Origin of the sequence: Rhodococcus cerastii, assembly GCF_033042195.1 — a bacterium.
Classification (GTDB): domain Bacteria; phylum Actinomycetota; class Actinomycetes; order Mycobacteriales; family Mycobacteriaceae; genus Rhodococcoides.
Map to the genome: position 1 here is coordinate 449,771 of NZ_JAWLKF010000002.1, position 25,797 is coordinate 475,567.

The following is a 25,797-nucleotide window of genomic DNA, read 5'->3' on the forward strand; positions in this document are numbered from 1 at the left end:
TAGTGCGCAACCCTGCCCGGCGGGCATCACCCAGCACTGTCGAACACGAGGCTAGGCATCCGCCAACGCGACCACCGGCGAAATTCGATTAGCCCGTCGTGCCGGAGTCAGTGATGCCCCGAGTGCGAGGAGGCCACCGCACAGCACGGTTCCGGCGATGACGGCCCACGGCAGAGTGGGGGCCGTGAGTCCGCGTGAATCCAGTGAGCCGAGCAGCGATTGTGCTGCGGCCCAGCCGTATCCGATGCCGAGGATCAGCCCGAAGCCCATCGAGGCGACCACCATCTGGCTGCTCTCCGAGACGATCATCGACCGAATCTGCTTGCGGGTGAATCCGAGTGCACGCAATAGACCGATCTCCCGGGTGCGCTGCAGAATGCTCAGCAGCAGGTTGTTCACCATCCCGACCGCCGCGATCACGGCCGAGAAGCCGATGAGTCCGGTCATGATTCCCACTGTCACGGTGAGGACCTGGTCGACGGAGGCTTCGTCGAACTCGTTGACGAGCATCGACCGGTAGCTGTACATCGCGACCGCGAACGTGGTCACCAGCGTCACCCCGATCAGCAATCCAACCGCGGTACGGGTGCTGCGATCCGGATAGCGAATTGCGTTGGCCGAGGCCAGTCTTGCTGCAGGTCCGCGTCCGAACAGTTTTCCGACCAGCCTCAGCGTTGCGGGCAGAATTCGATAGGCACCGACCATGATGCCGGTGAACGAGGCGACGCCGCCGAGGAACGCGACCAGCACACCCGTCGGGTTCACCATCCCGATCAGGATTCCGAGCCCGAGCAGTGCCACTCCGCCGGCGATCAGCACGATCGACATGCCCGTCCTGATTCGACGCGACCGCGGAGCCTCCACTCCCGTGTCCACGGCACCCCCGGTTGCCTGAACAGGAGTCACGTCCAGCACCTTTCGAGACCCGACGTAAGAGGCGAGGGTCGTCGTCAGCACCACGATGACCACCGGCAGACTCACCAACGGTTGGACGGACGTGTACTGCACATCCGGCAGCTGCCCCGCCGAGACCGCAACGGCCCGGGCCAGATGACTCGCTCCGATACCGACAACCAAACCGAGTGCACCACCGAACAATCCGACGAGAAAGCCTTCCCTGGCCACCGATCGACGCAGGTCACGCGCCCGTGCACCCAGTAAGCGCAGAAGAGCGATGGTGCGGGTGCGGCCCGCGACGATCGTCGCGAACGTGTTCGAGGTGACCACCGCCGCGACATACAGTGCGAGACCGATGAACACCAGCGCCACGCTGTACAGCGCAGTGACGGCAGCACCGTCGGTATCCCCGAAGATGTCGACCAGAAAGGCCGTGGCCTGAATCAACACCACACCGAAGAACGACGCGAGCGAGGTCACCAGCAGACTGGCACCGTGCTCCTTCGACGCCTGAGCCGACGTCAACCCACCTGCCTTCATGATGCGTGCTCCATTCCCAGCATGTAGCTCGAAATCTGTTCTGCACTCGAACGTCCCAGTTCGTTGACGATGTGACCGTCGGCGAGGAAGACGATGCGATCGGCGTAGCTTGCCGCGATGGGGTCGTGGGTGACCATCACGATCGACTGGCCGTACTCGCGCACCGCCGCGGCGAGAAGGCCGAGAACCTCACGGCCGGTGCGGGAATCGAGGTTGCCGGTGGGTTCGTCGGCGAAGATCAGATGTGGACGGGTCCCCAGCGCGCGGGCGATCGCGACGCGCTGCTGCTGCCCACCCGAGAGCTGATGCGGCCGGTGGTTCACCCGCGCCTGCAACCCCAGGGTGTCGATGAGCTGCTCGATCCAGGCCGCCTCCTCGGCGGTGGGTGCACGGCCGTCGAGCTCGAACGGCAGCAGGATGTTGCCCCGAACATCGAGGGTGGGAACGAGATTGAAGGACTGGAAGATGAAGCCGACCTGCTTGCGTCGCAGCGTGGTCAGAGCGTCGTCGTTGGCCGAGGTGATGTCTGCACCGGCCAGCATCAGATGACCCGAGCTGGCGTTGTCCAATCCCGCCATCACATGCATCAGGGTCGATTTGCCGGAACCGGACGGCCCCATGATGGCAGTGAACTGGCCACCGTGAATGTCGAGAGAGACGTTGTCGAGGGCGCTCACCGGATTGGTCGAGTCACCGAAATGTTTGCTGACTTGGAATGCCCGGGCAACAGGGCCTGCTGTGATCGTCATGCCCACAACGCTATGAATTCGCAGGACCGGAGTAATCAGGCGCGAGTCTCTGCGTCGTACATCTACAGGATGACTTCGGTGTCAGTCTCCGGTGAGTCCGTGCTCGAATGCGTAGACCACCAACTGCACTCTGTCACGCAGGTGCAGCTTGGCGAAGATGCGACTGATGTGCGTTTTCACCGTCGCCTCGCTGAGGAATTCCATCTCGGCGATCTCGGAGTTGCTCAGCCCGCGGGCGGTGAGTCGGAAGAGTTCCTTCTCCCGCGCGGTGAGGGTGGCGAACTCGGCCGGCACCTTCGGCACCACCGGTGTCGGCGTGAAATGCGCCAGCAGACCCGTCGTCGCCGACGCGGCGATCACCGAGTTGCCTGCATGAACCGTCCGGATCGCCGCGAGCAGAAATTCCGGGTCGGCATCCTTGAGTACGAATCCGCTTGCCCCCGAACGAATCGCTCGCGCCGCACTCTCGTCGAGGTCGAACGTCGTCAGCACCAGAATCCGCGGGGGAGTATCGGATCCGGCCACGATCTGCTCGGTCGCGGCGATACCGTCGAGCACAGGCATCCGGACGTCCATGAGCATCACGTCGGGACGTGCCGACGCGCCGAGCTCGACGGCTTCCTTCCCGTTGCCCGCCTCACCGACGAACTCCAGATCGGCCTGCGAGGAGATGAGCATGCGAATGCCCGCCCGGAACAGTTGCTGGTCGTCGACCAGTGCCACCTTGATTCGATCGGCCATCAGTCGATTCCCTTCGTGGACGATCCGGCGGCAGGAAGCCAGGCAGTCACGGTCCACGACGAGCCGTCGCCGGACGCGGTGCACATGCCACCGGCGAGGCTGGCGCGTTCTTTCATTCCTGCGACACCGTGACCGGAGGATTCGGGGCTCGAACGCCCGGGGAGAACGCTGTTGCGCACCGTCAGTTCGATGCCGGCAGAATCGGATTCGATGGTCACGGTCACCGGTCGGTCCGGATCACCGTGCCGCAGGGCGTTGGTCAACGATTCTTGGGCAATGCGATACAGCGCCAAGTGCGTCCCGGCGCCCAACGACACCTCGGTGGGGTCGATCGAGGAGTCGATGGTCAGGCCGGTGGCTCGCATCTGATCGAACAGACGCTCGAGATCGTCGGGGGTGGGGTTCGGGAGATCGCCCTGACTGTGGCGCAGCTGTCCGAGCAACACCCGAACGTCGGACAGCGCCTCGCGCGCGGTGTCGGAGATGGTCGTCAGGGCAGTGTCGACGGCAGCGGGGTCGACGGCGCGCACATAGCGTGCACCGTCGGCCTGCGCGATCACCACGGCGAGCGAATGCGCCACGATGTCGTGCATGTCGCGGGCAATTCTGTTGCGCTCCTGCTCGATTGCCACTTCGTGTTCGGCGCGGGCCTGATGCACTTCGGCGAGCTCACGTGCGTGTGCGGATTCGATGGCGGTGCGCCGGGCATAGGCCAAGCGACCCAGGGCCCAGGACAACCCGAGCATCGCCCACAGGCCGACGAGGAGGAAGGCGAACTGCAGGAGTCGGGGTTCCTGGAAGCCCTCTTCCGTGGCCGGGCCGAACGGATTGCCGTCCACGAACGCCAGGTACAGAGCCGCTATCACGCCACCGGCGACGGCCGAAGCGAGCCCGAGGCGTCGAAGCACGTTGTCGCCGTACGCGGCCGAGCAGTACAGAATCGCGAAGATTGCGATGTCCGCCGAGAGGGGGAGTACCCCGCTGATCATCTGCACGACGGCCAGCACCCAGGCCAGTGCTAACGACAGTCGCGGTGACCGTCGCCGAACTGCCAGCGCGACGCCGAAACCGACCAGGACGCCGAAGCCTGCGGAACCGTACGGGCCGTCCAGCGTGGACGGCATCATGAGCAGAACGAAGACGACGGCGTAGGCGACGTCGAGCACCTGCCGTGAGATCGAACGCTTGCGCAGCACTCGATCAGACTACGTGGATCAGTTGGTGCGGCGACGAGCCTTCTCGAGCGCGGCCAGAGTCGACAGGACAGTGGTGCGCTGCCGTTCGAGATCCTTCATGCGCGCACGTGCCGGCAGGCCCTGAACGCCGTCGAGCGCGCTGATCTGCTCGTCGACGGAGGTGAGCTGGCCGAGCAACTTCTGCACACGGGACTGCAGTTCGATCGCATCGATCCCGGTGACGCCGGCCTGCGACTTCTTCGTCGGTGCCTTCGCGGGCGTTCCGGACGTCGTGGAGGCCGGTGCGTTGCCCGCGGCAGCGGCCCTGGGGCGCAAGGCTTTGCGGACGGCGGCAGGATCGGGCAGCTTCTCGAGCCGAATGCGGTTGAGCACCTCACGCGCATCCCGAGCGGTGACGCGGTACTCGCGCTCCTCCTCGTCCTCGGACGCCAGCGTGCCGCCCAGGGGCCGCAGGCCGTACATCCCGATGAAGTGCTTGGCCTCGTCGATGACGGCTTCCTTCTCGCGGCACAGACCACAGCGCGGCTCGTTTCGGAAGTCCTCGACGCTGTCGGTGCTACCGCACCAGACGCACCCGCCCGGCGTCCATCGGGCAATTCTGACCGTAGTAGTTCCAGCCGGGCCGTGGGGAGAGTCTGCGTCGATCACGACGAGTCATCTTAGGTGACAACGAAACCCGCCCCGCACACCCCCGTCTCGCGAGCTGCAGGTTCCGGTCACGGACGTGACGTAGTTCATGCAGAGCGGACGGAGAGTGGGCGGGGCGGAGTGAAACAGACCCGAAGGTCGGCAGTGGAGCCTGCGGAGTGACCCGAAAAGGCTATGCGCTGCCGTTGAACAAGCTTGTGACGGAGCCGTTTTCGAAGACCTCGCGGATGGTGCGAGCCAGCAGCGGCGCGATCGAGAGCTCGGTCAGCGTTGCGAAGCGCTTCTCGTCGCTGATCGGCAGGGTGTTGGTGACGACGACTTCCTTGGCACCGCAGTTCGCGAGCCGCTCGGCGGCCGGGTGGGACAGAACTCCGTGGGTGGCGGCGATGACGACGTCACCGGCTCCGGCTTCCTTGAGCACCTTCACGGCACCGGCGATGGTGCCGCCGGTGTCGATCATGTCGTCGATGAGGATGCAGGTGCGGCCTTCGACGTCACCGACGACGCGGTTGGACTTGACCTGGTTGGGCACCAACGGGTCACGTGTCTTGTGGATGAACGCCAGCGGCGCACCGTCGAACGAGTCGGCCCACTTCTCGGCGACGCGCACGCGGCCGGAGTCGGGGGAGACCACGGTGATGTGCTCGAGGCTGTAGGTCGCCCGGATGTGATCGGCGAGCTGGCTGTGTGCGTGCATGTGATCGACGGGGCCGTCGAAGAAGCCCTGGATCTGATCGGTGTGCAGGTCGACGGTGATGATGCGGTCGGCACCGGCGGTCTTGAGCAGATCCGCGACCAGACGAGCGGAGATGGGCTCGCGTCCCCGGTGCTTCTTGTCCTGACGCGCGTACGGGTAGAACGGCAGGATCGCGGTGATGCGCTTGGCCGATCCGCGCTTGAGCGCGTCGATCATGATGAGCTGTTCCATCAGCCACGTGTTGAGCGGGAACGGATGCGACTGCAGCACGAAGGCGTCCGATCCGCGGACCGACTCCTCGAAGCGAACGAAGATCTCGCCGTTGGCGAAGTCACGCGCGGTCTGCGGGGTGACGTCGATCCCGAGTTCCTTGGCGACCTGCTCGGCCAACTCCGGATGTGCTCGACCAGAAAACAACATCAGGTTCTTCTGGTTGTCGATCCAATTAGGGGTGGTCACTGCTCTTCGCCGTCCTTTTGTTCTTGCCGATCACGATCTGCGAGCGCCGCTGCTTTCGCAGCTTCGGTTCCGGGCCTGTTGTCGATGACCCAGCCTTCGATATTGCGTTGCTTGCCACCGGAGACGGCCAGCGCGCCGGGAGGAACATCGTCCCGAACCACTGTTCCTGCACCGGTGTAAGCGCCGTCGCCCACATGAACGGGAGCGACGAACGTCGAGTCGGAACCGGTCCGCACATGGGATCCGATTTCCGTGCGGCTCTTGTTGACACCGTCGTAGTTGGCGAAGACGTTGGAGCAACCGATGTTGCTGTGGTCGCCGATCGTGGCATCGCCGACGTAGGTGAGGTGCGGGACCTTGGTGTTGCGGCCGATCGTCGCGTTCTTGGTCTCCACGTAGGCACCGAGTTTGCCGCCCTCGCCCAGGACCGTGCCGGGACGCAGGTAGGTGAACGGTCCGACGGTGGCATCCGGTCCGATCACGGCCTGCTCGGCGTGGGTGCGCACGACCGACGCGCGCTCGCCGATCTCGACGTCACGCAGGGTCGAGTCCGGTCCGACGACCGCGTCGTCGGCGATGTGGGTCTTGCCGTGGAGCTGGACGCCGGGTTCGATGCGGACGTCCGCGCCGAGGGTGACGTCGATGTCGATCCAGGTGGTCGACGGATCGACGACGGTGACGCCGGCCCGCATGTGTCGTTCGACGATGTGACGGTTCAACACGGAGGTGACGTGCGCCAGCTGGACGCGGTCGTTGACGCCCACCACCAGATCGGGATCGGCGAGCTGGGTGCCGTAGACGGCTTTGCCGTCGGCCTTGCTGATCTTGACGACATCGGTCAGATACAGCTCGTGCTGGGCGTTCGCGGTGCTGAGTTTGCCCAGGGCGGTACGCAGCGCCACGGCGTCGAACGCGTAGACGCCGGAGTTGACCTCGCCGATCAGCACCTGGGCCGGGGTGGCGTCGGCGTGCTCGACGATCTCGGCCACCTCGCCGTCGTCGGTGCGGACGATACGGCCGTAGCCGTTGGCATCGTCGGGGACGAAGGTCAGCACCGTGGCGGCAGCGGGCCTGGGGGCACTCAGGTGCTCGTCGAGCAGAGCTTTGAGAGTGTGACCGTCGAGCAGGGGCACGTCGGCGGCGGTGACGAGGATCGTGCCCTCGAAATCGTCGGGCAATGCGGCCAGGCCGCACTGCACGGCATGTCCGGTGCCGAGCTGGCGATCCTGGACTGCGGTGTGAATCGTGCGCCCGAAGGTGGCCGCGAGGTCCTGGACGGCCTCGGTCACTCGTTCGCGATCGTGTCCGACGACGGTCACCAGGTGGTCGGGACCCAGGTCGGCGGCCGCGTGGAGGGCATGCGCGAGCATGGTGCGGCCGGCGAGGGGATGCAGAACTTTCGGAGTCTTCGACCGCATTCGGGTACCTGCACCCGCAGCGAGAACGACCACGGCGGTCTGCACAGGCATTGAGCTCCTCAGGCGGTAACGCGAAGACGGTATGCACGAATGATGTTGCTCGCTCCGCCGCCAGGACTCGAACCTGAACTATCTGAACCAAAATCAGAGGTGCTGCCATTACACCACGGCGGATAAACGGCCAGCGGTCTCGCCAGTGGCCGACGAATCGAACGACTCATTCGTTTGCCGCTGCGCTCCCACTGAGCGCAACGATCCTCGCACGCGAGGTGGTGGTGAGTCGAACCGCGATGAAGATTCCGCCCTCCGGGTCGTTCCTGCAGGCTCCACTCCCGCCCTCCGGGTCGTTCCTGCAGGCTCCACTCCCGCAGGGACAAACGGATGGATCGGACATCGTTAGTGTGGGGGAGGCGTCGATTCCGGCGTCGAAAAATGCAGGGTCGGTAACGGGAGCGGATTTCGATGACAGGCGCAGCCTCGGAGCAGGAACGCTCACCTCGAGTCCGAATGACAGGGACGCAGCGGCGCGAGCAGTTGATCGAGGTGGGGCGCACGCTGTTCGCCGAACGCGGGTACGAGGCCGCGTCGGTCGAGGAGATCGCCGGACGAGCGAACGTGTCCAAGCCGGTCGTCTACGAGCACTTCGGCGGTAAGGAAGGTCTCTACGCCGTCATCGTTGATCGGGAGATGTCGACGCTTCTCGGCATGATCACCAAATCACTCGACCTCAACCGCTCGCGGATTCGCGTCGAACGCGTCGCACTTGCACTGCTCACCTACATCGAGGACCGCACCGACGGTTTCCGCATTCTCGTGCGCGATTCCCCTGCGGCTGCCGAGGACGGCAAGTACTCGTCGTTGCTCAACGAGGCCATCGGTCGCGTCGGGCACATGCTGGCCGGGGATTTCTCACGCCGCGGACTCGATCCCGAGTTCGCGCCGATGTACGCCCAGGCGCTGGTCGGAATGGTGTCGATGACGGCGCAGTGGTGGCTAGACGTGCGAACACCGTCGAAAGAAGTGGTTGCGGCGCATGTGGTCAACCTGTGCTGGAACGGGCTGACGAATCTGGAGGCCGACCCTCGATTGACCGAGGAATGAGAACTCGGTTTCGTCTCTTCGCGGTTAAAGAGGGGGTATCGTCCCCTTTGTCGGTCATGAGAGCTGTGTCACACACGGCGTAAGGCTCGATCGGACCGATGCATGTTGGCACGAGACGTAAAGCAAGTCAGTGGTACCGTTCGGGCGTAATTTGCGCAGTGGCAGTTCAGAATTGCGAAGGCGGATCCCATGGTCAGGCAGGCCCGCGCTGAAATAACCCGCGACACCGTGCTCGCGGGCGCAGCGAACGTATTTCTGCGCCTGGGGTACGCGAACGCGAGTCTCAGCGAAATCATCTCTCAGTCCCAGGTCACCAAAGGCGCTCTGTACTTCCACTTCGGTTCCAAGGAAGAACTCGCGCGTGCGGTCATCGACGAGGGCAACGCTCGGCTGACCACTGCGTGCATGCAGTTCAACGACGGTCGCATCCCCGCACTCGAGGCGGCGATCGGCATCTCCTACATCGTCGTCGACCTTTCGGTCAGCGACCCCATGGTCTCGGCCATGCTCCGGCTGAGCCATCAGATCGGCGATTACCGCGGCACCGAGGGCAATGTCATGGCCGGGTGGAGCGAGTCGTTCGACAAGCTCGCCGCCAAGGCCATCGCGCAAGGCGACATCGACCCCAACTCGGACTCGCGCACCATCGGTTCGCTCGTGCTCGAGATCCTGGCCGGCGTGCACATGGTTGCGGTTGCCACCTCCACCACCGAGGAACTGCCGTCGCGCATGGAGCGTCTCTGGTACTACCTTCTCCCGGCTCTGGTCCCCGCCAACAAGCTGGACTACTTCCGCGAATTCGCAGCGCGTCGAGTCATCCGCTTCGGCCCGTAACTCACGAGTTCTTCGCAACGAAAGCCGCTACGTCGTCGCGCAGTCGATCCGGGTATTCACCGTTGATCGCATGTGAGGCGTCGGGATAGAGGTGGGGCCTTGCCGTCGACAGCCCGGCGTCTCCCGCCTGCCGAGCTGTCGGTGTGCTCCCATAGACTCGGTCACGACTGTGCGTATGCAGCCGTCGCCTCGAATCGCTTCTAGGAGCATTGCTGTTGTCTTCCGATTCTCTGCCTGCCATTTCTCCATCCGGGCCGGCCCCGATCGTTCCCGACGCGGCGCTGCAACTCTCGGGTCTGGCCAGCGTCGCGCTGACGGATTCGTCCATGGTGGCCGTCGCCGATGCGATCGGAACCGCCGAGCACACGCTCATCGGACCGCACTCGGTTCGCCCGTTCGTTGCCGCCGCGATCGCTCAGCACACGCAGCTGTTGATCGTCACCGCCACCGGACGTGAAGCGGACGATCTCACCGACGAACTGCGCCAGATCCTCGGCGGCGGCGTTGTCATGTTCCCGTCGTGGGAGACGCTTCCGCACGAGCGACTCTCACCGAGCGCCGACACCGTGGGCAAGCGGCTGGACGTACTCCGCCGGCTGGCTCGCCCCGGCGACACCGATTACGGCGATCCTCTGCGCGTCATCGTCACCACCGTCCGCTCGTTGGTGCAGCCGATGGCACCCGGTCTGGGCGAGATCGAACCCGTGACCCTGAAGGTCGGCCTGGACATCGACTTCGACGGCTTGATCCATCGACTCGTCGAGTTCGGCTACCTGCGCGTGGACATGGTCGGCAAGCGCGGTGAGTTCGCCGTCCGCGGCGGCATCCTCGACCTCTTCTCGCCGACGGCAGATCACCCGGTGCGTGTGGAATTCTGGGGCGACGAGATCACCGAGCTTCGCGCGTTCGCGGTCTCCGATCAGCGTTCGCTGCCCGATCACGAGGTCGATCTCGTCATCGCTCCGCCGTGCCGCGAGTTGCTTCTCACCCAGGAAGTTCGCGACCGCGCCGCGGTACTCGCAGCCGACAACGCCGGCGACACCGCGTTGGTCGAGATGCTCGACAAGCTGTCCGCCGGCGTCCCGGTCGAGGGCATGGAGGCGTTGCTGCCGCTGCTGCAGCCGGGTGAATTGCAGTTGCTCGCCGATACTCTCCCCGCAGGTACACACGTATTGCTCTGCGACCCCGAGCGAATCCGCACGCGCGCAACCGATCTGGTACGCACGGGCCAGGAGTTCCTCGAAGCATCCTGGACGGCAGCATCGATCGGTGGAGCTGCGCCGCTCGATACCTCCACCCTGGACACCTCCAGCCTCGAAGGTGCGTCACTGGATCTCGGTGCCTCGGCCTACCGTTCGCTGCGACAGGTTCGGGAGTCGGCTCAGGTGCACGGTCGGCCGTGGTGGACCATCAGCCCGTTGGCATCCGGAAACGGCGAAGAAGTCGAACTCGCCGTCGATTCGGTCCCGGAGGTCCGTGGGTCCGAGGAAGCACTGACGGCCCTGTTCGCCACGCTGCGAGCCCATATCGCCACCGGTGGTCGTGCGGTCATCTCGGTCGCGGGCGCCGGTACCGCCACCCGCATCATCGAACGCCTCGCCGAGGCCGAAGTGCCTGCGGCACATCTCGATTCCGGTGCGGTCCCGGTCGCCGACATCGTGAACGTCCTGTGTGGATCGTTGCACGACGGCCTGGTGTTCCCCGACGCCAAGCTCGTCGTCGTCACCGAAAGCGATCTCACCGGTAACCGCGTCGCCGCGGCGGGAGAGGGCCGCAAGCTTCCGGCCAAGCGTCGCAATCAGGTCGATCCGCTCGCGCTCGTCGCCGGCGACAGCGTCGTGCACGATCAGCACGGCATCGGTCGATTCGTCGAGATGGTCGAACGCACCATCGGTGGTGCTCGACGCGAATACCTCGTCGTCGAGTACGCACCCAGCAAGCGCGGCCATCCTGGAGACCGACTCTTCGTCCCGATGGACTCGCTCGATCAGCTCTCGCGTTACGTCGGCGGCGAGCTGCCGTCTCTGAGCAAGCTCGGCGGATCCGACTGGGCCAACACCAAACGCAAGGCGCGCAAGGCAGTTCGCGAGATCGCCGGCGAGCTGGTGCAGCTGTACGCGGCTCGTCAGGCAGCTCCCGGGCATGCCTTCGGACCCGACACCCCGTGGCAGCTCGAGATGGAAGATGCGTTCGGATTCACCGAGACGGTCGACCAGATGACGGCCATCACCGACGTCAAGGCCGACATGGAGAAGGCGGTTCCGATGGACCGCGTCATTCTCGGTGACGTCGGCTACGGCAAGACCGAGATCGCGGTTCGCGCCGCATTCAAGGCGGTGCAGGACGGCAAGCAGGTCGCCGTGCTGGTGCCGACAACACTTCTGGCGCAACAGCATCTGCAGACCTTCACTGCTCGCATGGCGTCGTTCCCGGTGACCGTCAAGGGGCTCTCGCGCTTCACTCACGGCTCCGAATCCAAAGAGGTCATGGCGGGGCTGGCCGACGGTACGGTCGACATCGTCGTCGGTACGCACCGGTTGTTGCAGACCGGTGTCGCTTGGAAGGACCTCGGGTTGGTCATCGTCGACGAGGAGCAGCGCTTCGGCGTCGAGCACAAGGAGCACATCAAGTCGCTCCGAACCCACGTCGACGTCCTGACGATGTCTGCGACTCCTATTCCGCGAACGCTCGAGATGAGCCTCGCCGGCATCCGCGAGATGTCGACCATCCTCACTCCGCCCGAGGAGCGGCACCCGGTGCTCACCTACGTGGGCGCGTACAACGACAAGCAGGTCGCCGCGGCCATCAGGCGTGAGCTGCTGCGTGACGGCCAGGTGTTCTTCGTGCACAACCGAGTCAGCTCGATCGACAAGGCCGCCAAGAAGATTCGCGATCTGGTCCCGGAGGCCAGGGTGGCGACGGCGCACGGTCAGATGAACGAGGAAACACTCGAGCGCACCGTGCAAGGGTTCTGGCAGCGCGAGACCGACGTCCTGGTGTGTACCACCATCATCGAGACCGGCCTCGACATCTCCAACGCCAACACCCTGATCGTGGAGCGGTCCGATTCGCTCGGCCTGTCCCAGTTGCATCAGCTGCGCGGTCGAGTGGGCCGTAGCCGCGAGCGTGGCTACGCGTACTTCCTGTACCCGCCCGAGAAGCCGCTCACCGAAACGGCCTACGACCGATTGGCGACCATCTCGCAGAACTCCGACCTCGGTGCCGGTATGGCGGTGGCGATGAAGGACCTCGAAATCCGCGGTGCCGGAAACGTTCTGGGAGCAGAGCAGTCCGGTCACGTCGCGGGCGTCGGATTCGACCTGTACGTGCGGCTCGTCGGTGAAGCAGTCGAGGCGTACCGCGCGGCCGCCGACGGAAAGCCCATCACCACCGACGAAGCCCCCAAGGAAGTGCGCATCGACCTTCCCGTCGACGCCAACATCCCACCGGACTACGTCACCAGCGATCGGTTGCGCCTCGAGGGTTACCGAAAGCTCGCTGCGGCAGCCGATTCCGAGGGCATCGACGCGGTCATCGAAGAACTCGTCGACCGGTACGGTCCGCTGCCCGAGGAGGTCGGCCGCCTGGTCTCCATCGCCAAGCTGCGGCTTATCGCGAAGGAATACGGCCTGACCGACGTCAATGTTGCCGGAACACAGGTGAAGCTGGCTCCGATGGACCTGCCCGACTCCAAGCAGATCCGCCTCAAGCGGCTCTACCCGAGCGCTGCCTATCGGGCCACCACCGGTGTGGTGCAGTTGCCGCTGCCGCGCGTCGAAGGCGGCGGCGTGGGGGCGGCGCGCGTACGCGACGTCGAATTGGTGCAGTTCATCGCCGATCTCATCCTATCCTTGGACGGTAAGCCATCTCGGTCGGTGTTGTTGGAGCAAACAGTGGGGGTGTAGCGGTGACGGTAGTTCTGCTCGACCCTGTTCGGCCCACACAAGTGCCGGTGGATGCTGTCGAATTTCTCGGCGGTGCAGTGCAATTCACCGAAGAAGTGCCGGTGCGAGTGCGGTGGCTGTTCTCCGGAACCGCTGCGCCCGACGCCGTCGACGCGGTGCTGGTGAGCACCGATCCCGCCAACCCCGACGTCCAGGAACGGATTGCACGCGGAGAACGGGTCATCGCCGCCGAGAAGCTGCCCGGTGACGACCTCATTGCGGCGGTCCGGCTCATGGATCGGCTGCGCACCCTCGGCGGATGGGAAGCGCAGCAGACTCACGAGTCGTTGCGGGGCTACCTGCTGGAAGAAACGTACGAGCTGCTCGACGCCATCGCCGCGGGCAACCTGGTGGACTTGCGCGAGGAACTCGGAGACCTGTTGCTGCAGGTGCTGTTCCATTCCAGGATCGCTCAGGATGCCGCCGAGAACGCGTTCGATGTCGACGACGTCGCCGCAGGACTCGTCGCCAAACTCACCCATCGCAGCCCACACCTCGGTCGAACGGGCAACGGCCCCATCGACATTGCCGAACAAGAGCGAGCCTGGGAAGAGAAGAAGGCGTCGGAGAAGGCACGCGGATCCTGCGTCGACGGAATCGCCCTGTCTCAGCCGTCACTCGCCCTGGCGCAGAAAGTGATCGGACGGGCCACCAAGGCAGGCCTGCCCGACGAGCTGATTCCCGACGGCCTACGCGTCGTACACATCGGGGTCGATCACTCGCACGGTGGAGACAGTGCCGAGGACCTGCTGAGGCGTCGGGTATTGGATTTCGCTGTGTTGATCCGTAATGCCGAAGCCTCCGCCCGCAATGCAGGCATCGGGCCGGGGGAGATGTCTGCACTCGACTGGATCGAGCACTGGGGTCTGCGAGGCTGAGGGCTCACCACCCCGCCCGCTCTCTCTCCGTACCCTCGTCCCTCGGGTTGGGATCAATGTGGGGTTCAGTCGGTCAGAGTGCAACAAAGTGGCATTGATCCGGCCCGGCTACCTGCGCCAGAACAAGTGATGAGTGATGCCGCTGCTACTGGGGACGACCTCGTGCTCGAATCTGTCGTTCAACTCGTCGGGTGAATCCCACAGCTTCAGGCCCGAGCCGAATTCGATGGGCGAGACGACGATGTGCATGGTGTCGACGAGATCGGCGTCGAGGAATTCCCGAATACTGGTGACGCCGCCGCCGAGTCGCACGTCCTTACCGTCGGCTGCCTCCTTTGCTTGCTTCAGTACTTCGGAGGGCTCCCCGTCGACGAAGTGAAACGTTGTGTCGGAGAGCGTGATCGAGGGTCGCTCGTGGTGTGTGAGCACAAAGACTGGAGTGTGGAACGGCGGCTCGTCACCCCACCAGCCCTGCCATTCGTGGTCGGTCCACGGTCCGCGTTGGGGTCCGAACTTGTGCCGGCCCATGATCTCGGCACCGATGTTGTTCGCGAAGTCGCGGGCGAAGTAGTCGTCGAGTCCGCGACTACCACCCGAACCGGCGTTTCCAGGAAAGCTGGCGGTGCCGAAGTACCATCCCATCAGGGCCAGATGGTCGAGTCCGAACGGGCTCTCGAAGCTCTGGTCGACCCCCGCAGCGATTCCGTCGCTCGACACGGTGAAGTTCTGTACCCGAACAAGCTGTCCCATGTGTGCTCCCGAAGTCGATGATAGGACGTACGACGTATGGACCGAGCCGACTGTACGAACTCACCGCTCGACCGCGTCAATGGACCACTGCAGCGGTCAGACGTATGCAGTGTGCCATCCACGCAGACCGGGGTCTCGCGTGAATGAACCCTTGCAGCGGTCAGACGTATGCAAGGGTCCATTGACGCGGACGGGGGGCGGGCACGTCTACTCGAACAGTGTCGAACCCCAATACTCGGATTCTTCGACGCCGGGTGGGCAGGCGAATACCGCAGACCCGACGTGTTGGATGTATTCGTTCAGTGCGTCCTTGCGCGAGAGTGCCAGTTGCATCGGGACGAATTGGGTCAGTGGGTCGCGGCAGTAGGCGATGAAGAACAGTCCGGCGTCGAGGTGGCCGAAGCCGTCGGATCCGTCGGTGAAGTTGTATCCCCGACGCAGGAGTTGGACGCCACCGAGGTTTTCATTCGACGCCAAGCGCACGTGCGCGGTCTTGTCGATGAAGGTGCCCTCGGGTCCCTGGGACTCGAAGTCGAGTGCGTCGAATTCGTCCTTCTGGCCCAGCGGTGCGCCGGTTCCCTTGCTGCGCCCGATCACTCGCTCTTGTTCCTTCAACGTGGTGCGGTCCCAGGATTCGATGAGCATGCGAATTCGACGCGCCACGAGGTACGAGCCGCCGGCCATCCATTCCTGATCATCATCGGCAGCAACCCACACGTTGTCGTCCAGCAACGACGGGTCCTCGGCCTTGAGGTTGGCCGTTCCATCCTTGAAGCCGAACAGGTTTCGCGGTGTGGCCTGGGTAGTCGAGGTGGACGATGTCCGCCCGAACCCGAGTTGTGACCACTTGACCGACACGGTGCCGAATCCGACGCGAGCGAGGTTGCGGATCGCGTGGACGGCAACCTGCGGGTCGTCGGCGCAGGCCTGGATGCAGAGGTCGCCGCCGGAGCGACGCGGGTCTAGGTTGTCGGCCGGGAAATGCTGCAGATCGGCAAGGGACGCAGGCTTTTTCGATGCCAGGTCGAATCGATCGAACATCGACGGTCCGAACCCGATCGTCAACGTCAGCGACGACGCCGTCAGGCCGAGTGCTTCGCCGGTATCCGACGGCACGTTGTACTCGCCACCGTCGACCGCGCCGCCGTCGAAGGTCTCCTCACCATGCACCAACCGCTCGGCCATCAGCGTCCACTTCTTCAGCAGCGCAACGAAATCCTCCCGAGAATCGGTGGTGATGTCGAAGGCGACGAAGTGCATGCGATCCTGGGCCGGGGTGACGATTCCGGCCTGATGGTCTCCGCGAAATTCGACGACATCCGATGTCGGCACCTCGGCGCCCGACGCCGTCGCATGTCCCGCGATTGCCCCGACTCCGACGAGTGCAGCACCGGTCCCGACGGCACCGAAGAGGCGCCGCCGGGAGAACTGGCCGGTCTTATTGTCCTGCAACGACACCCTGCACCTGGCTCACTTCGGCGGACAATGCGTCGATCTTGTTGGACAGTTCCTGGCGCTGCGGCTCGGTCACGGTGTCGTAGAAGACGAAGCCGTCGCCGTTGCGGTACTTGGCGAGTTCGGCATCGAGTTCGGCGAAGCGTGCGTCGATCGCGGTGCCCAGCTCGGCGTTGCGCTCGTCGAGGATGGGGCGGACGGCGGCGATGGCGGCCTGCGAGCCGTCGACGTTGGCTTGGAAGTCCCACAGGTCGGTGTGCGAGAAGAAGTCCTCTTCGCCGCTGATCTTGGTCTTGGCGACCTCGTCGAGCAATCCCTGTGCGCCGCCTGCCACCTGGATCGGGTCGATGGTGAAGTCTTCGGCCTTGATCTTGTCTGCGAGCTCGGTGATGTCGGCCTCGAGCTGATCGGCCATCGCGTTCGTGTCGGGCTGCAGTCCCTGTGTCCACAGGTCCTTCTCGATGCGGTGGAAGCCGGTCCATTCGGCCCCTGGCTCCACGTCGGGCTCACGCAGATCGATGCGGGGGTCGAGGTCGTCGGGGAAGCTCTCGGCGACGGGCTCGATGCGCTCGTAATAGCTACGCGTGATGGGGAATTGAGCCTTGGCCGCGTCGACGTCTCCGCTCTTGACGGCGGTGACGAACGAGGCGGTGGTCTCCTGCAAGGCATCGATCTGGCTGACGACGTACCGCTTGTACCCGGCTGCGGCCTCGGTGAGGAGTCCGTCCTCGCCTGCGGTGCGGACCGAGTCGCCGGTGACGACGTAGTCGGCGCGGATACCGTCGCCCACCATGCCTGCCTTGCAGGCGGTTTGGTACGTGCCGGGATCGGGCAGGGCGACGATGAGCTGACGCGTCAGGCCGGGTCCGATGTTCTCCACCTCGCCCATGACGCGGTCGCCTTCGCCGTAGACGTAGAACTCGGTGACCTTGCTGCCGTTGTTGGTGATCTGGAACGTCGAGTTCCCGGTGGTGCCCTCGGAAGCGCCGACGTCGCAGGAGGAGTCGGTCGCGGTGACGGCGATATCGCCCGACGCGGCCTCGGTGGAGGACTTCTCGGTGCAGCCGGCCAGAGCCATCGGCAGAACCGCGACGGCGGCCAGAGCGTAGGTGGTACGACGCATGGTGGTGGTGCCTTTCAGGAGGATTGCAGAGCAGGCTCGGGTGTCGCGGGAACACGGACCGGGCGGAGGAAGAGGTAGAGGACGATCACGATGTAGAGCACCCACGCGATCGCTTGGAACACAGTGGGTTCGGGCCGGAAGTTGAAGATGCCGGCGAGCACGGTTCCGTACCAGCTCGAGGCGTCGAAGTGTGCGGTGATGTCGAAGGCGACGGCGCTGCCGCCGGGGAGGACTCCACCGATCTGCAGTGCGCGGATGCCGTAGGCGAGGATCCCGGCGGCGACGACGATCAGGAAGATGCCGGTGTACTTGAAGAACACCGCGAAGTTGACGCGCACGGCACCGAAGTAGAGGAATACCGTCAGGACAGCGGCGACGACGATTCCGAGCAGCAGTCCCAGCAGTGGCCACAGGCTGCCGTTGGTGTTCTCGGCGTAGCCGACCATGAGCAACGCAGTTTCGACGCCTTCGCGGCCGACCGCGAAGAAGGCCAGCGTCAGCACTGCGGCGGGCCCGACGGTCAGCGCTTTCTCCATGTTCGCCCGCAGTTCTCCGGAGATGTTCTTCGCGGCGGTGCGCATCCAGAGCACCATCGCCGTCACGATCACCACAGCAACGAGTGACGCCGCTCCGGCGATGATCTCGGCGGTCAACCCGGTGACGGTGGACGTGCCGTAATGGATCACGAAGAAGATGGCGGCGACCATGGCGACGGCAAGGCCTACTCCCAGCCAGACCCACTTGAGCGCGTCGCGGCGATCGGCTTTGACGAGGAACGCGACGAGGATCATCACGACGATGCCGGTCTCGAGCCCTTCACGCAGGCCGATCAAGCCACTGCCGAACATTTGGGTGGCGATCGACGGCGCTGAGCCTGCGGCGGCGAGAACTGGCATGAATCAGGCTCCTGCGGTGCGTCGAACATTGGTACGCCTTCCCTCGCAAAGGGTAGGCGACCCTCATGCGTGAGGGCTGACCAGAACATACACCCTGCAACCCGGCTCGAATACGCGTTGACCAGGGGTTATCTCCGTCTTTAGCTTTCTATTACCTTGCGTGTGCAGGATGGAGTGGTGATCTCCCGTATCTGCGTGCTCGCCACAGCGTCGGTCCTTCTCGCGTTGACGGCGTGCGGCACCGGCGAACCCGAGCGCGAGATTCCCGAGGGCATCCCGCCCGGACCCGGCACCGAAGTGCCGGCCATCGATTTCAACGCGCCCGGGCGGACGGCCGATCTGTTGCTCGCCTGGGCCGAACCACAGACCGAAGCGTTGGGCATTTCGGTGACCGCGTTGGCCTCGTACGGGCACGCGGCCGCGATCATGACCGAGACAGATGCCGATTGCGGAATCGCATGGACGACGCTCGCCGGAATCGGCTACATCGAAAGTCGGCACGGCACCTACCAGGGTTCGTCGGTCGCGCCCGACGGTCTCGTCGCACCGCCGATCCGCGGGATTCCTCTCGACGGCGGACCGGGCGTCGCCGAGATTCCGGACACCGACGGCGGCGTCATGGACGGTGACACCGAGTTCGACCGGGCCATGGGCCCCATGCAGTTCATTCCCGAGACGTGGAAGAAGTGGGGTGTCGACGCCAACGGCGATGGCGTCGCCGATCCCGACAACATCGACGACGCCGCGCTGACCGCTGCTCGATACCTGTGTGCGCGCGGCGGTGATCTGCGAACCGCGCAGGGCTGGGAGACGGCGTTGATGGCCTACAACCTGTCGGGTCAGTATCTGCGGGATGTGCGCGATCGTGCGGCCGCGTACTCGGTGGGCACCAGGCCGTAGGACCTCCATGCATCGCGGACATCACAGGGGAGCGGTTAGTCTTGCACCCGGCACAGTCCGTCGGTACCCGTTTATAGGAGAAGCATTCGTGGCCATCATTGAGCAGGTCGGAGCGCGCGAAATCCTCGATTCTCGTGGCAACCCCACGATCGAGGTCGAGGTCGCATTGGACGACGGGACGCTGAGTCGCGCCGCCGTTCCCTCCGGTGCATCCACCGGTGAGCACGAGGCCGTCGAGCTTCGTGACGGCGGAGACCGCTACGGCGGCAAGGGTGTCGAGAAGGCCGTCAATGCAGTGCTGGACGAGATCGCTCCCGCCGTCATCGGCCTGGACGCCATCGAGCAGCGCACCGTCGACCAGGCTCTGTTGGATCTGGACGGCACGCCCGACAAGTCTCGCCTAGGCGCAAACGCCCTGCTCGGTGTCTCGCTCGCGGTCGCGAAGTCCGCTGCCGAGTCCACCGGACTCGAACTCTTCCGTTACCTCGGTGGCCCCAACGCGCACATCCTCCCCGTTCCGATGATGAACATCATCAACGGTGGCGCGCACGCAGACAGTGGCGTCGACGTGCAGGAATTCATGATCGCCCCCATAGGCGCGCCGACCTTCAAGGAGTCGCTGCGCTGGGGTGCGGAGGTCTACCACGCACTCAAGGCCGTGCTCAAGGCCAAGGGCCTGGGCACCGGCCTCGGCGACGAGGGCGGCTTCGCTCCCGACCTCGCCGGCACCAAGGCTGCCCTCGACCTCATCCTCGAGGCCATCGGCAAGACCGGCCTCAAGCCCGGTCAGGACGTTGCGCTCGCTCTCGACGTGGCGGCCACCGAGTTCTACACCGCAGGCACGGGCTACGCCTTCGAGCGTGAGACCAAGTCAGCCGAGGAGATGTCGGCGTTCTACGGCGAGCTCGTCGACGCCTACCCGCTGGTCTCCATCGAGGATCCGCTCGACGAGAACGACTGGGACGGCTGGGTTGCGCTGACCGAGGCCATCGGCGACAAGGTGCAGATCGTCGGCGACGATCTCTTCGTCACCAACCCCGAGCGTCTCGAAGACGGCATCGTCAAGGGTGCGGCCAACGCACTGCTGGTCAAGGTCAATCAGATCGGCACACTCACCGAGACCCTCGACGCAGTCGATCTCGCGCACCGCAACGGCTACAAGACGATGATGAGCCACCGGTCCGGCGAGACCGAGGACACCACCATCGCTGACCTGGCAGTTGCCGTCGGCAGCGGCCAGATCAAGACCGGTGCTCCGGCTCGAAGCGAGCGCGTCGCCAAGTACAACCAGTTGCTGCGTATCGAAGAAGCTCTGGGCGACGCGGCGCGTTACGCCGGCGAGTTGTCTTTCCCCCGGTTCAATTACGAGGGATAGCGAACAGGCTCGTATGACACGAAGTGGAGAGGTCAATGATGGCACGGCGCGGCAGGTCCGGGACCAGTCCAGGTGGACGTGATCCCCGACCCCGCGGCCGTTCCTCCTCTTCGAGTCGGTCCAAGGCCGGGGGCGTCTCGCGTGACGCGAACGCCTCCGGCCGACAGGCCACCCCACCGGAACCCTCCGAGCAGGTGCGCGACGCGGTGGTCGGCGGCAAGGCTGCGCCTCGACGCGTCGGTGTTCGCCGGCCCAAGATGCCCGAGCGGACGTTCTTCGGACTGTCCACCGGACGAGCCGTCATTCTCGGTGTCGTGGTGTGTGCGCTGGCGTTGACGCTGGCCGTGCCGCTGCGCACCTACTTCTCGCAACGCAGTGAGCTCGAATCCGTGCTGGCCGAACGGCAGGCGCTGCAAGACGACGTGAACCGCCTGCAGGTTCAGAAGTCTCAACTCGACGAGCCGTCCCGCATCGCGGCCGACGCTCGCGAACGTCTGCGGTTCGTCATGCCGGGGGAGACGCCCTATCAGGTCCAGCTGCCCGGCGACTACTCGCCGAGCTCCGAGGACCTCGCAGTGGACAACACTCCGAAGGGACCGTGGTACACCGAATTGTGGAACACCGCGGTCCAGCCACAGGGATCGGACGAGCCCCCGGAGCCGACGTCTGCACCGATGCCTGTCGTACAGCCAGAACCCGCACCGGCCGTGCCGCCGGTGCCAGAACCAGAAGGAGGACCGGTCGGGTGAATTCCTCGGCAGTCTCGCAGGAAGATCTCGATGCGGTCGCATCGCAACTCGGACGTGAACCGCGTGGCGTACTCGAGATCGCGTACAGATCGCCGGACGGCAGGCCGGGTGTGGTCAAAACCGCCCCGAAGCTGCCCGACGGCACGCCTTTTCCCACCCTGTTCTACTTGACGGACCCCCGGCTGACGGCCGAGGCGAGCCGGCAGGAATCGGCCGGCGTGATGCGCGAGATGACCGAACGTCTCGGTACCGACCCGGAATTGGCTGCGGCATACCTGCGCGCCCATCAGTCCTATCTGGCCGAGCGTGACGAGATCGAATCTCTCGGAACCGATTTCACCGGTGGCGGCATGCCCGATCGGGTCAAGTGCCTCCATGTGCTGATCGCGCACTCGTTGGCCAAGGGTCCGGGCGTCAACCCGCTGGGTGATGAGTCGGTTGCGTTGGCCGCCGAGAACTCGTTGCGCGGCAAAGCTATTCCGGCCGACTGGCCGACCATCGAAGAACTACGTGCGGAGAAATCATGACCAGGGTTGCAGCAATAGATTGCGGCACCAACTCGATCCGCCTGCTCGTCGCCGACAACAACGGCAAATCCCTCGCCGACGTCGCTCGTGAGATGCGGATCGTGCGACTCGGCCAGGGAGTCGACGCCACCGGAGCATTCGTACCCGAGGCCATCGAGCGCACCCGGGTGGCGCTGGTCGAATACGCCGAGATCATCCGCAAGACCGGGGCCACCGCAGTGCGCATGGTCGCCACCTCGGCCACACGTGATGCGTCCAATCGCGAGGACTTCTTCTCGATGGTGCGCGAGGTACTCGGCAAAGTCATCCCCGGTGCCGAGGCCGAGGTGATCACCGGCGACGAGGAGGCTCGGTTGTCCTTCGCCGGCGCTGTCGGTGAACTCGACTCTGCTGCAGGACCTTTCCTGGTTGTCGATCTGGGCGGCGGTTCGACCGAGCTCGTGCTGGGCGACGCCAAAGGAGTGAAGGCCGCGTTCTCGGCCAACATCGGGTGTGTGCGCCTGACCGAGCGTTTCCTGCATTCGGATCCTCCCACCGCGGACGAGATCAACGGTGCGCGTGAGTACGCCCGCGAGAAGTTGGCGGAGGCGTTCGAGGAAGTGTCGATCGGCGACGCGTCGAGCTGGGTGGGGGTTGCCGGCACGATGACCACCATCGCCGCCATCGCCAAGGAACTGCCCGAGTACGACGCCGACGCCGTGCACCTCTCGCGAGTGCCGTTCGATCAGCTCTTCGAGGTGTGCGAGCGACTGATCGGCATGACTCATACGCAACGAAGTGCGTTGGGCCCCATGCATCCCGGACGGGTCGACGTCATCGGCGGCGGCGCAATTGTGTGCAGCGTGCTGGCCGAGGAATTCGAGCGGCGGGGTGCTGTGAGCTCGTTGACGGTGAGTGAACACGACATCCTCGACGGCATCGCGATGTCCATCAGGATCTGATCTGCAATTCTGCAGATGCGGTCTGCGGCGATGTAGGTTGCATCACTGCATGATTCGGTGAAGCCTTACAGGTGCTGTGGCCCACGTCACGGCTCCCTTCGAGGTGAGGACCACCGATGACGTCACCCGCCGAGCAGATTCCGGCCGACCAGGCGCCGGCCGAGAAAGGTTTGGCGCGCGTCGCGCAGATGCTCGCCAGGGGAACCGAGAAGTGGTTTCCCGACGCCTACATCTTCGCTCTCGTCGGCGTGGTGGTCGTGGCTGTCGCTGCTTTCGCCAACGGGTCGTCTCCGCAGAATGTGGTCGACGCCTTCGGAAACGGCTTCTGGGACCTGACCGCCTTCACCCTGCAGATGGCGATGGTCGTTCTCACCGGTTACGTCGTGGCCACCTCTCCACCGGTCGCTCGGCTCATCACTCGATTGGCGCAGGTGCCCAAGAGCTCCAGTAGCGCAGTGAGTTTCGTGGCGCTGCTGTCCTGCTCGGTGTCGTTCCTCAACTGGGGGCTATCGCTGGTTTTCGCGGGACTGTTGGCCCGTGCCATCGCGCGGCGTGACGATCTCCGCGTGGACTACCGGGCCTTGGGTGCCGCTGCGTTCATGGGACTCGGTGCGGTGTGGGCGCTGGGAATGTCGTCCTCGGCTGCGCAGCTACAGGCGACGGCCAGTTCGCTTCCGGCAACGCTGCTTTCGGTCACCGGTGTACTCGACTTCGGCACCACCATCTTCACGTGGCAGTCGCTGTTGATGTGCGTGATCATCATCGTTCTGACGGTCGTCATCGCGCATGTGTCGGCTCCCAAGGGTGCCGCGATCAAGACTGCCGCAGACATGGAGGTCGATCTCGACGACACGGTGTCGGAGCCTGCTCCGCGCAGTCGACCGGGGGAGTGGCTCGAGTACAGCCGAATTCTTCCGCTCTTCGTTGGTGCGATGACGCTGGGATGGCTTGTCTCCCAATTGTTGACGCTGCCGGTGCTGTCGGTGGTCAGCAGCCTCAACGGGTACCTCTTGGTGTTCCTGATGCTCGGGTTGGTGCTGCACGGCACCCCGCGGCGCTTCCTCGATTCCGTCAGCAAGGCGGTGCCCGCTACTGCCGGGATCCTGGTGCAGTTCCCGCTCTACGCCGCGATGGCAGCCATGCTCACCGAGGCGGAGGGCCGGGGAGGCATCACGATTTCCGAGCATCTGGCGACCTTCTTCACCGAGATCGGGTCAGGTGGAGGCTTCGCGGTGGTCATCGCGATCTACACCGTTGTACTCGGACTCTTCGTTCCCTCGGGCGGTGGCAAGTGGCTCGTCGAAGCGCCGTACGTGATGCAGTCGGCCACCGATGTGCAGATGAATCTGGGCTGGACCGTCCAGATCTACAACGTCGCCGAGGCGTTGCCGAACCTGATCAACCCGTTCTTCATGCTGCCCTTGCTGGCCGTACTGGGTCTGCGAGCGCGCGATCTGATCGGATTCACGTTCCTGCAGTTCATCTTTCACTTCCCGGTAGTCCTGCTGCTCGTATGGCTACTCGGCATGACCTTCGAGTTCGTGCCGCCGGTCATCCCGGCGCAGTAGCAGCCCGATATGATCGTCACCGCCGGAGCGAACCTCCGGCGGTGGCCCCTATAGCCCAATTGGCAGAGGCAGCGGACTTAAAATCCGCACAGTGTCGGTTCGAGTCCGACTGGGGGCACCGGAGTCCATATGGATCCAGATTTCTGGACTAGGACAGTGCTTTTCGGGTGGTAGCGTGGACTTCGGCGGTCTACCACGGATTTGAGTGGACAACCGAGACAGCGGATTTCAGATCCGCGGTAATCGACATTTCCGCAGGTCAAAAATTTCGTTTCCGCAGGTCAGAGGCTTCGAGCTCTGTGGCGTTCGGTCTCGGTGTCACAACGTTGTCACAACTGCCTCGTGAGCATCCAGATGGTCGTGAATCGACGTGCGTGGACTTGCCAGACCTTCGATTCGTTCACATCGGATCGCTACATGCCGACGATGTCCTCGAACGCCGCGACTCGGCGATTCTGCTACGGAGTTTGCTGGGTCCTTCCGGCGCAGCGAGCTCTCGGAACTTTCATGCGGGGACGTGACCGTGCATCGGCACGACGGCTTGCACATGCAGCTACGAAAGTCGAAGGCCGACCAAGAAGGCAGGGAAGCGGTCAAGGCGCTGCCGTTCACCGACTCCCACGAGACCTTCCCGCCCTGCGCGTATGTCCGGTGTTCGGTGTACACAGATCTTCGCCGCGTTCGACACCGGTGGCCGCCCCTCGATCACCCGGCCGCTACGGAAGCCGGCACCGTTCACCGACCGCGTCTGCCATGGGAATTCCCCGGACCGCCGCCCGCGCACCGCTGCTGAGGGCGATCGCGAAGAACGGCAACCTCGGCGCCACAGTGCTGTGCGGGGCGGCGATCCACCGAACCATCCGACGCCGCGCCGAGCACGCGGGCTATGACCACGCCTGGCCAAACTCGGCGGACACTCTTTACGAGCTGGTTTCGTCGCCCAAGGCACCCGCAACGGCGCTGGCGGTCCAGCCATCGCCCGCCAAACCGGACACGCCAGCCTCGACTCCGGTGGAGGTCTACCGTCGCGAACATGCACCCCGCGTCGGGAACGCCGTCAACGAAATCGGTCTGTAGACCAGGAGTCGGTTTGAGGACGTCTACGTCTTCGGGTTCGCCCGCTACCTGCGAAGCGGTTCCTAGCTTCTTCGAGCACGCTAAGTGGTTTGGCACCAGAATAATGGTGCCTGCCTGTGCGTCTACAGCCTTTGCATAAGCATCGATCGCGCAATCGTCGGGTACTTGCCCATCGGTCGTGTCCGTGGCCATGAAAAAGTACCCACTGGTGGCCAGGTCGAGGTCCCCACTGGTGGCCAACTGAAAGTCCCCACCCCGTGTTCGTCGTGTCGATCAGGAACTTCTGGCCCGAGCGGTGACGGTGAAGGTGCCAACCACACACCGCACCGCCCGG

At 64.6% G+C, this 25,797-nt stretch carries 21 protein-coding genes, 2 tRNA genes and 1 pseudogene; 12 read left to right on the top strand and 12 right to left on the bottom strand.

The genetic code is table 11. The features are described 5' to 3' along the window. Positions 1-51: 51 nt before the first annotated feature. The 8 genes from R3P93_RS06470 to R3P93_RS06505 all read right to left on the bottom strand — a co-directional run bounded on the left by R3P93_RS06470 (position 52) and on the right by R3P93_RS06505 (position 7,519). Positions 52-1,437 (bottom strand): ABC transporter permease, encoded by a 1,386-nt coding sequence (locus R3P93_RS06470; RefSeq protein WP_317532650.1) that lies wholly within the window; start codon positions 1,435-1,437, stop codon positions 52-54. Further along, complete coding sequence (locus tag R3P93_RS06475; protein ID WP_317532651.1) at positions 1,434-2,186, bottom strand: ABC transporter ATP-binding protein; 753 nt, start codon at positions 2,184-2,186, stop codon at positions 1,434-1,436. The genes R3P93_RS06470 and R3P93_RS06475 overlap by 4 nt, the downstream gene beginning before the upstream one ends. 81 nt (positions 2,187-2,267) lie before the next feature. Next, a complete protein-coding gene (locus R3P93_RS06480; protein ID WP_317532652.1) occupies positions 2,268-2,927 on the bottom strand; it encodes a response regulator transcription factor in 660 nt (219 codons plus the stop codon). Then, the gene (locus R3P93_RS06485; protein ID WP_317532653.1) at positions 2,927-4,123 is read right to left on the bottom strand and encodes a sensor histidine kinase; all 1,197 of its coding nucleotides are present in this window, start codon (positions 4,121-4,123) and stop codon (positions 2,927-2,929) included. The genes R3P93_RS06480 and R3P93_RS06485 overlap by 1 nt, the downstream gene beginning before the upstream one ends. Before the next feature lie 18 nt (positions 4,124-4,141). After that, positions 4,142-4,771: a hypothetical protein gene (locus R3P93_RS06490; RefSeq protein ID WP_231893907.1), complete on the bottom strand. Its 630-nt coding sequence runs from the start codon at positions 4,769-4,771 to the stop codon at positions 4,142-4,144. Positions 4,772-4,943: 172 nt separating this feature from the next. Then, positions 4,944-5,927 carry a ribose-phosphate diphosphokinase gene (locus R3P93_RS06495; protein WP_121870612.1) on the bottom strand — a complete coding sequence of 328 codons (984 nt, stop codon included), beginning with the start codon at positions 5,925-5,927 and terminating at the stop codon, positions 4,944-4,946. After that, positions 5,924-7,396, bottom strand: a complete 1,473-nt coding sequence (gene glmU, locus R3P93_RS06500; protein WP_094670508.1) for a bifunctional UDP-N-acetylglucosamine diphosphorylase/glucosamine-1-phosphate N-acetyltransferase GlmU — start codon at positions 7,394-7,396, stop codon at positions 5,924-5,926. The genes R3P93_RS06495 and glmU overlap by 4 nt, the downstream gene beginning before the upstream one ends. Before the next feature lie 52 nt (positions 7,397-7,448). Beyond that, positions 7,449-7,519, bottom strand: a tRNA-Gln gene (locus R3P93_RS06505). Between the two features lie 288 nt (positions 7,520-7,807). Between R3P93_RS06505 and R3P93_RS06510 the strand changes: the two genes are divergently transcribed. The 4 genes from R3P93_RS06510 to R3P93_RS06525 all read left to right on the top strand — a co-directional run bounded on the left by R3P93_RS06510 (position 7,808) and on the right by R3P93_RS06525 (position 14,102). Beyond that, a complete protein-coding gene (locus R3P93_RS06510; protein ID WP_094613864.1) occupies positions 7,808-8,446 on the top strand; it encodes a TetR/AcrR family transcriptional regulator in 639 nt (212 codons plus the stop codon). Positions 8,447-8,635: 189 nt separating this feature from the next. After that, entirely contained in the window at positions 8,636-9,280 is a 645-nt protein-coding gene (locus tag R3P93_RS06515) for a ScbR family autoregulator-binding transcription factor (RefSeq protein WP_149405181.1), read from the top strand. Between the two features lie 326 nt (positions 9,281-9,606). After that, positions 9,607-13,185 carry a transcription-repair coupling factor gene (gene mfd / locus R3P93_RS06520; RefSeq protein WP_259468175.1) on the top strand — a complete coding sequence of 1,193 codons (3,579 nt, stop codon included), beginning with the start codon at positions 9,607-9,609 and terminating at the stop codon, positions 13,183-13,185. Positions 13,186-13,187: 2 nt separating this feature from the next. Next, positions 13,188-14,102: a MazG family protein gene (locus tag R3P93_RS06525; RefSeq protein WP_317532654.1), complete on the top strand. Its 915-nt coding sequence runs from the start codon at positions 13,188-13,190 to the stop codon at positions 14,100-14,102. A 108-nt stretch (positions 14,103-14,210) separates the two neighbouring features. Here the strand turns inward: R3P93_RS06525 and R3P93_RS06530 are convergent, their stop codons facing one another. From R3P93_RS06530 to efeU, 4 genes are all read right to left on the bottom strand, one after another. Further along, positions 14,211-14,852: a dihydrofolate reductase family protein gene (locus tag R3P93_RS06530; protein WP_317532655.1), complete on the bottom strand. Its 642-nt coding sequence runs from the start codon at positions 14,850-14,852 to the stop codon at positions 14,211-14,213. Between the two features lie 207 nt (positions 14,853-15,059). After that, entirely contained in the window at positions 15,060-16,310 is a 1,251-nt protein-coding gene (gene efeB / locus R3P93_RS06535) for an iron uptake transporter deferrochelatase/peroxidase subunit (protein WP_317532656.1), read from the bottom strand. After that, complete coding sequence (efeO, locus tag R3P93_RS06540) at positions 16,291-17,430, bottom strand: iron uptake system protein EfeO (RefSeq protein WP_317532657.1); 1,140 nt, start codon at positions 17,428-17,430, stop codon at positions 16,291-16,293. Before efeO ends, efeB begins: the two co-directional genes overlap by 20 nt. A 14-nt stretch (positions 17,431-17,444) precedes the next feature. Beyond that, positions 17,445-18,326 (bottom strand): iron uptake transporter permease EfeU, encoded by an 882-nt coding sequence (gene efeU / locus R3P93_RS06545; protein ID WP_149405185.1) that lies wholly within the window; start codon positions 18,324-18,326, stop codon positions 17,445-17,447. Positions 18,327-18,503: 177 nt separating this feature from the next. On the opposite strand from efeU, the gene R3P93_RS06550 reads away from it, so the two are divergent. The 8 genes and pseudogenes from R3P93_RS06550 to R3P93_RS24595 form a co-directional block, all read left to right on the top strand. Further along, positions 18,504-19,226, top strand: coding sequence for a lytic transglycosylase domain-containing protein (locus R3P93_RS06550; protein WP_094639811.1), 723 nt, complete (start codon positions 18,504-18,506; stop codon positions 19,224-19,226). Positions 19,227-19,314: 88 nt separating this feature from the next. After that, positions 19,315-20,601, top strand: a complete 1,287-nt coding sequence (gene eno, locus R3P93_RS06555) for a phosphopyruvate hydratase (protein ID WP_149405186.1) — start codon at positions 19,315-19,317, stop codon at positions 20,599-20,601. A gap of 194 nt (positions 20,602-20,795) precedes the next feature. Continuing rightward, positions 20,796-21,350 carry an FtsB family cell division protein gene (locus R3P93_RS06560; RefSeq protein WP_262498262.1) on the top strand — a complete coding sequence of 185 codons (555 nt, stop codon included), beginning with the start codon at positions 20,796-20,798 and terminating at the stop codon, positions 21,348-21,350. Next, the gene (locus tag R3P93_RS06565) at positions 21,347-21,877 is read left to right on the top strand and encodes a DUF501 domain-containing protein (protein WP_032404265.1); all 531 of its coding nucleotides are present in this window, start codon (positions 21,347-21,349) and stop codon (positions 21,875-21,877) included. Before R3P93_RS06560 ends, R3P93_RS06565 begins: the two co-directional genes overlap by 4 nt. Further along, the gene (locus R3P93_RS06570) at positions 21,874-22,818 is read left to right on the top strand and encodes a Ppx/GppA phosphatase family protein (protein WP_149405187.1); all 945 of its coding nucleotides are present in this window, start codon (positions 21,874-21,876) and stop codon (positions 22,816-22,818) included. Before R3P93_RS06565 ends, R3P93_RS06570 begins: the two co-directional genes overlap by 4 nt. A 116-nt stretch (positions 22,819-22,934) precedes the next feature. Further along, a complete protein-coding gene (locus R3P93_RS06575) occupies positions 22,935-24,386 on the top strand; it encodes a short-chain fatty acid transporter (protein ID WP_149405188.1) in 1,452 nt (483 codons plus the stop codon). A 44-nt stretch (positions 24,387-24,430) separates the two neighbouring features. Next, positions 24,431-24,504, top strand: a tRNA-Leu gene (locus R3P93_RS06580). Positions 24,505-24,805: 301 nt separating this feature from the next. Continuing rightward, positions 24,806-25,463, top strand: a pseudogene (locus R3P93_RS24595) (integrase); the annotation flags it as partial. Between the last annotated feature and the right edge of the window lie 334 nt (positions 25,464-25,797).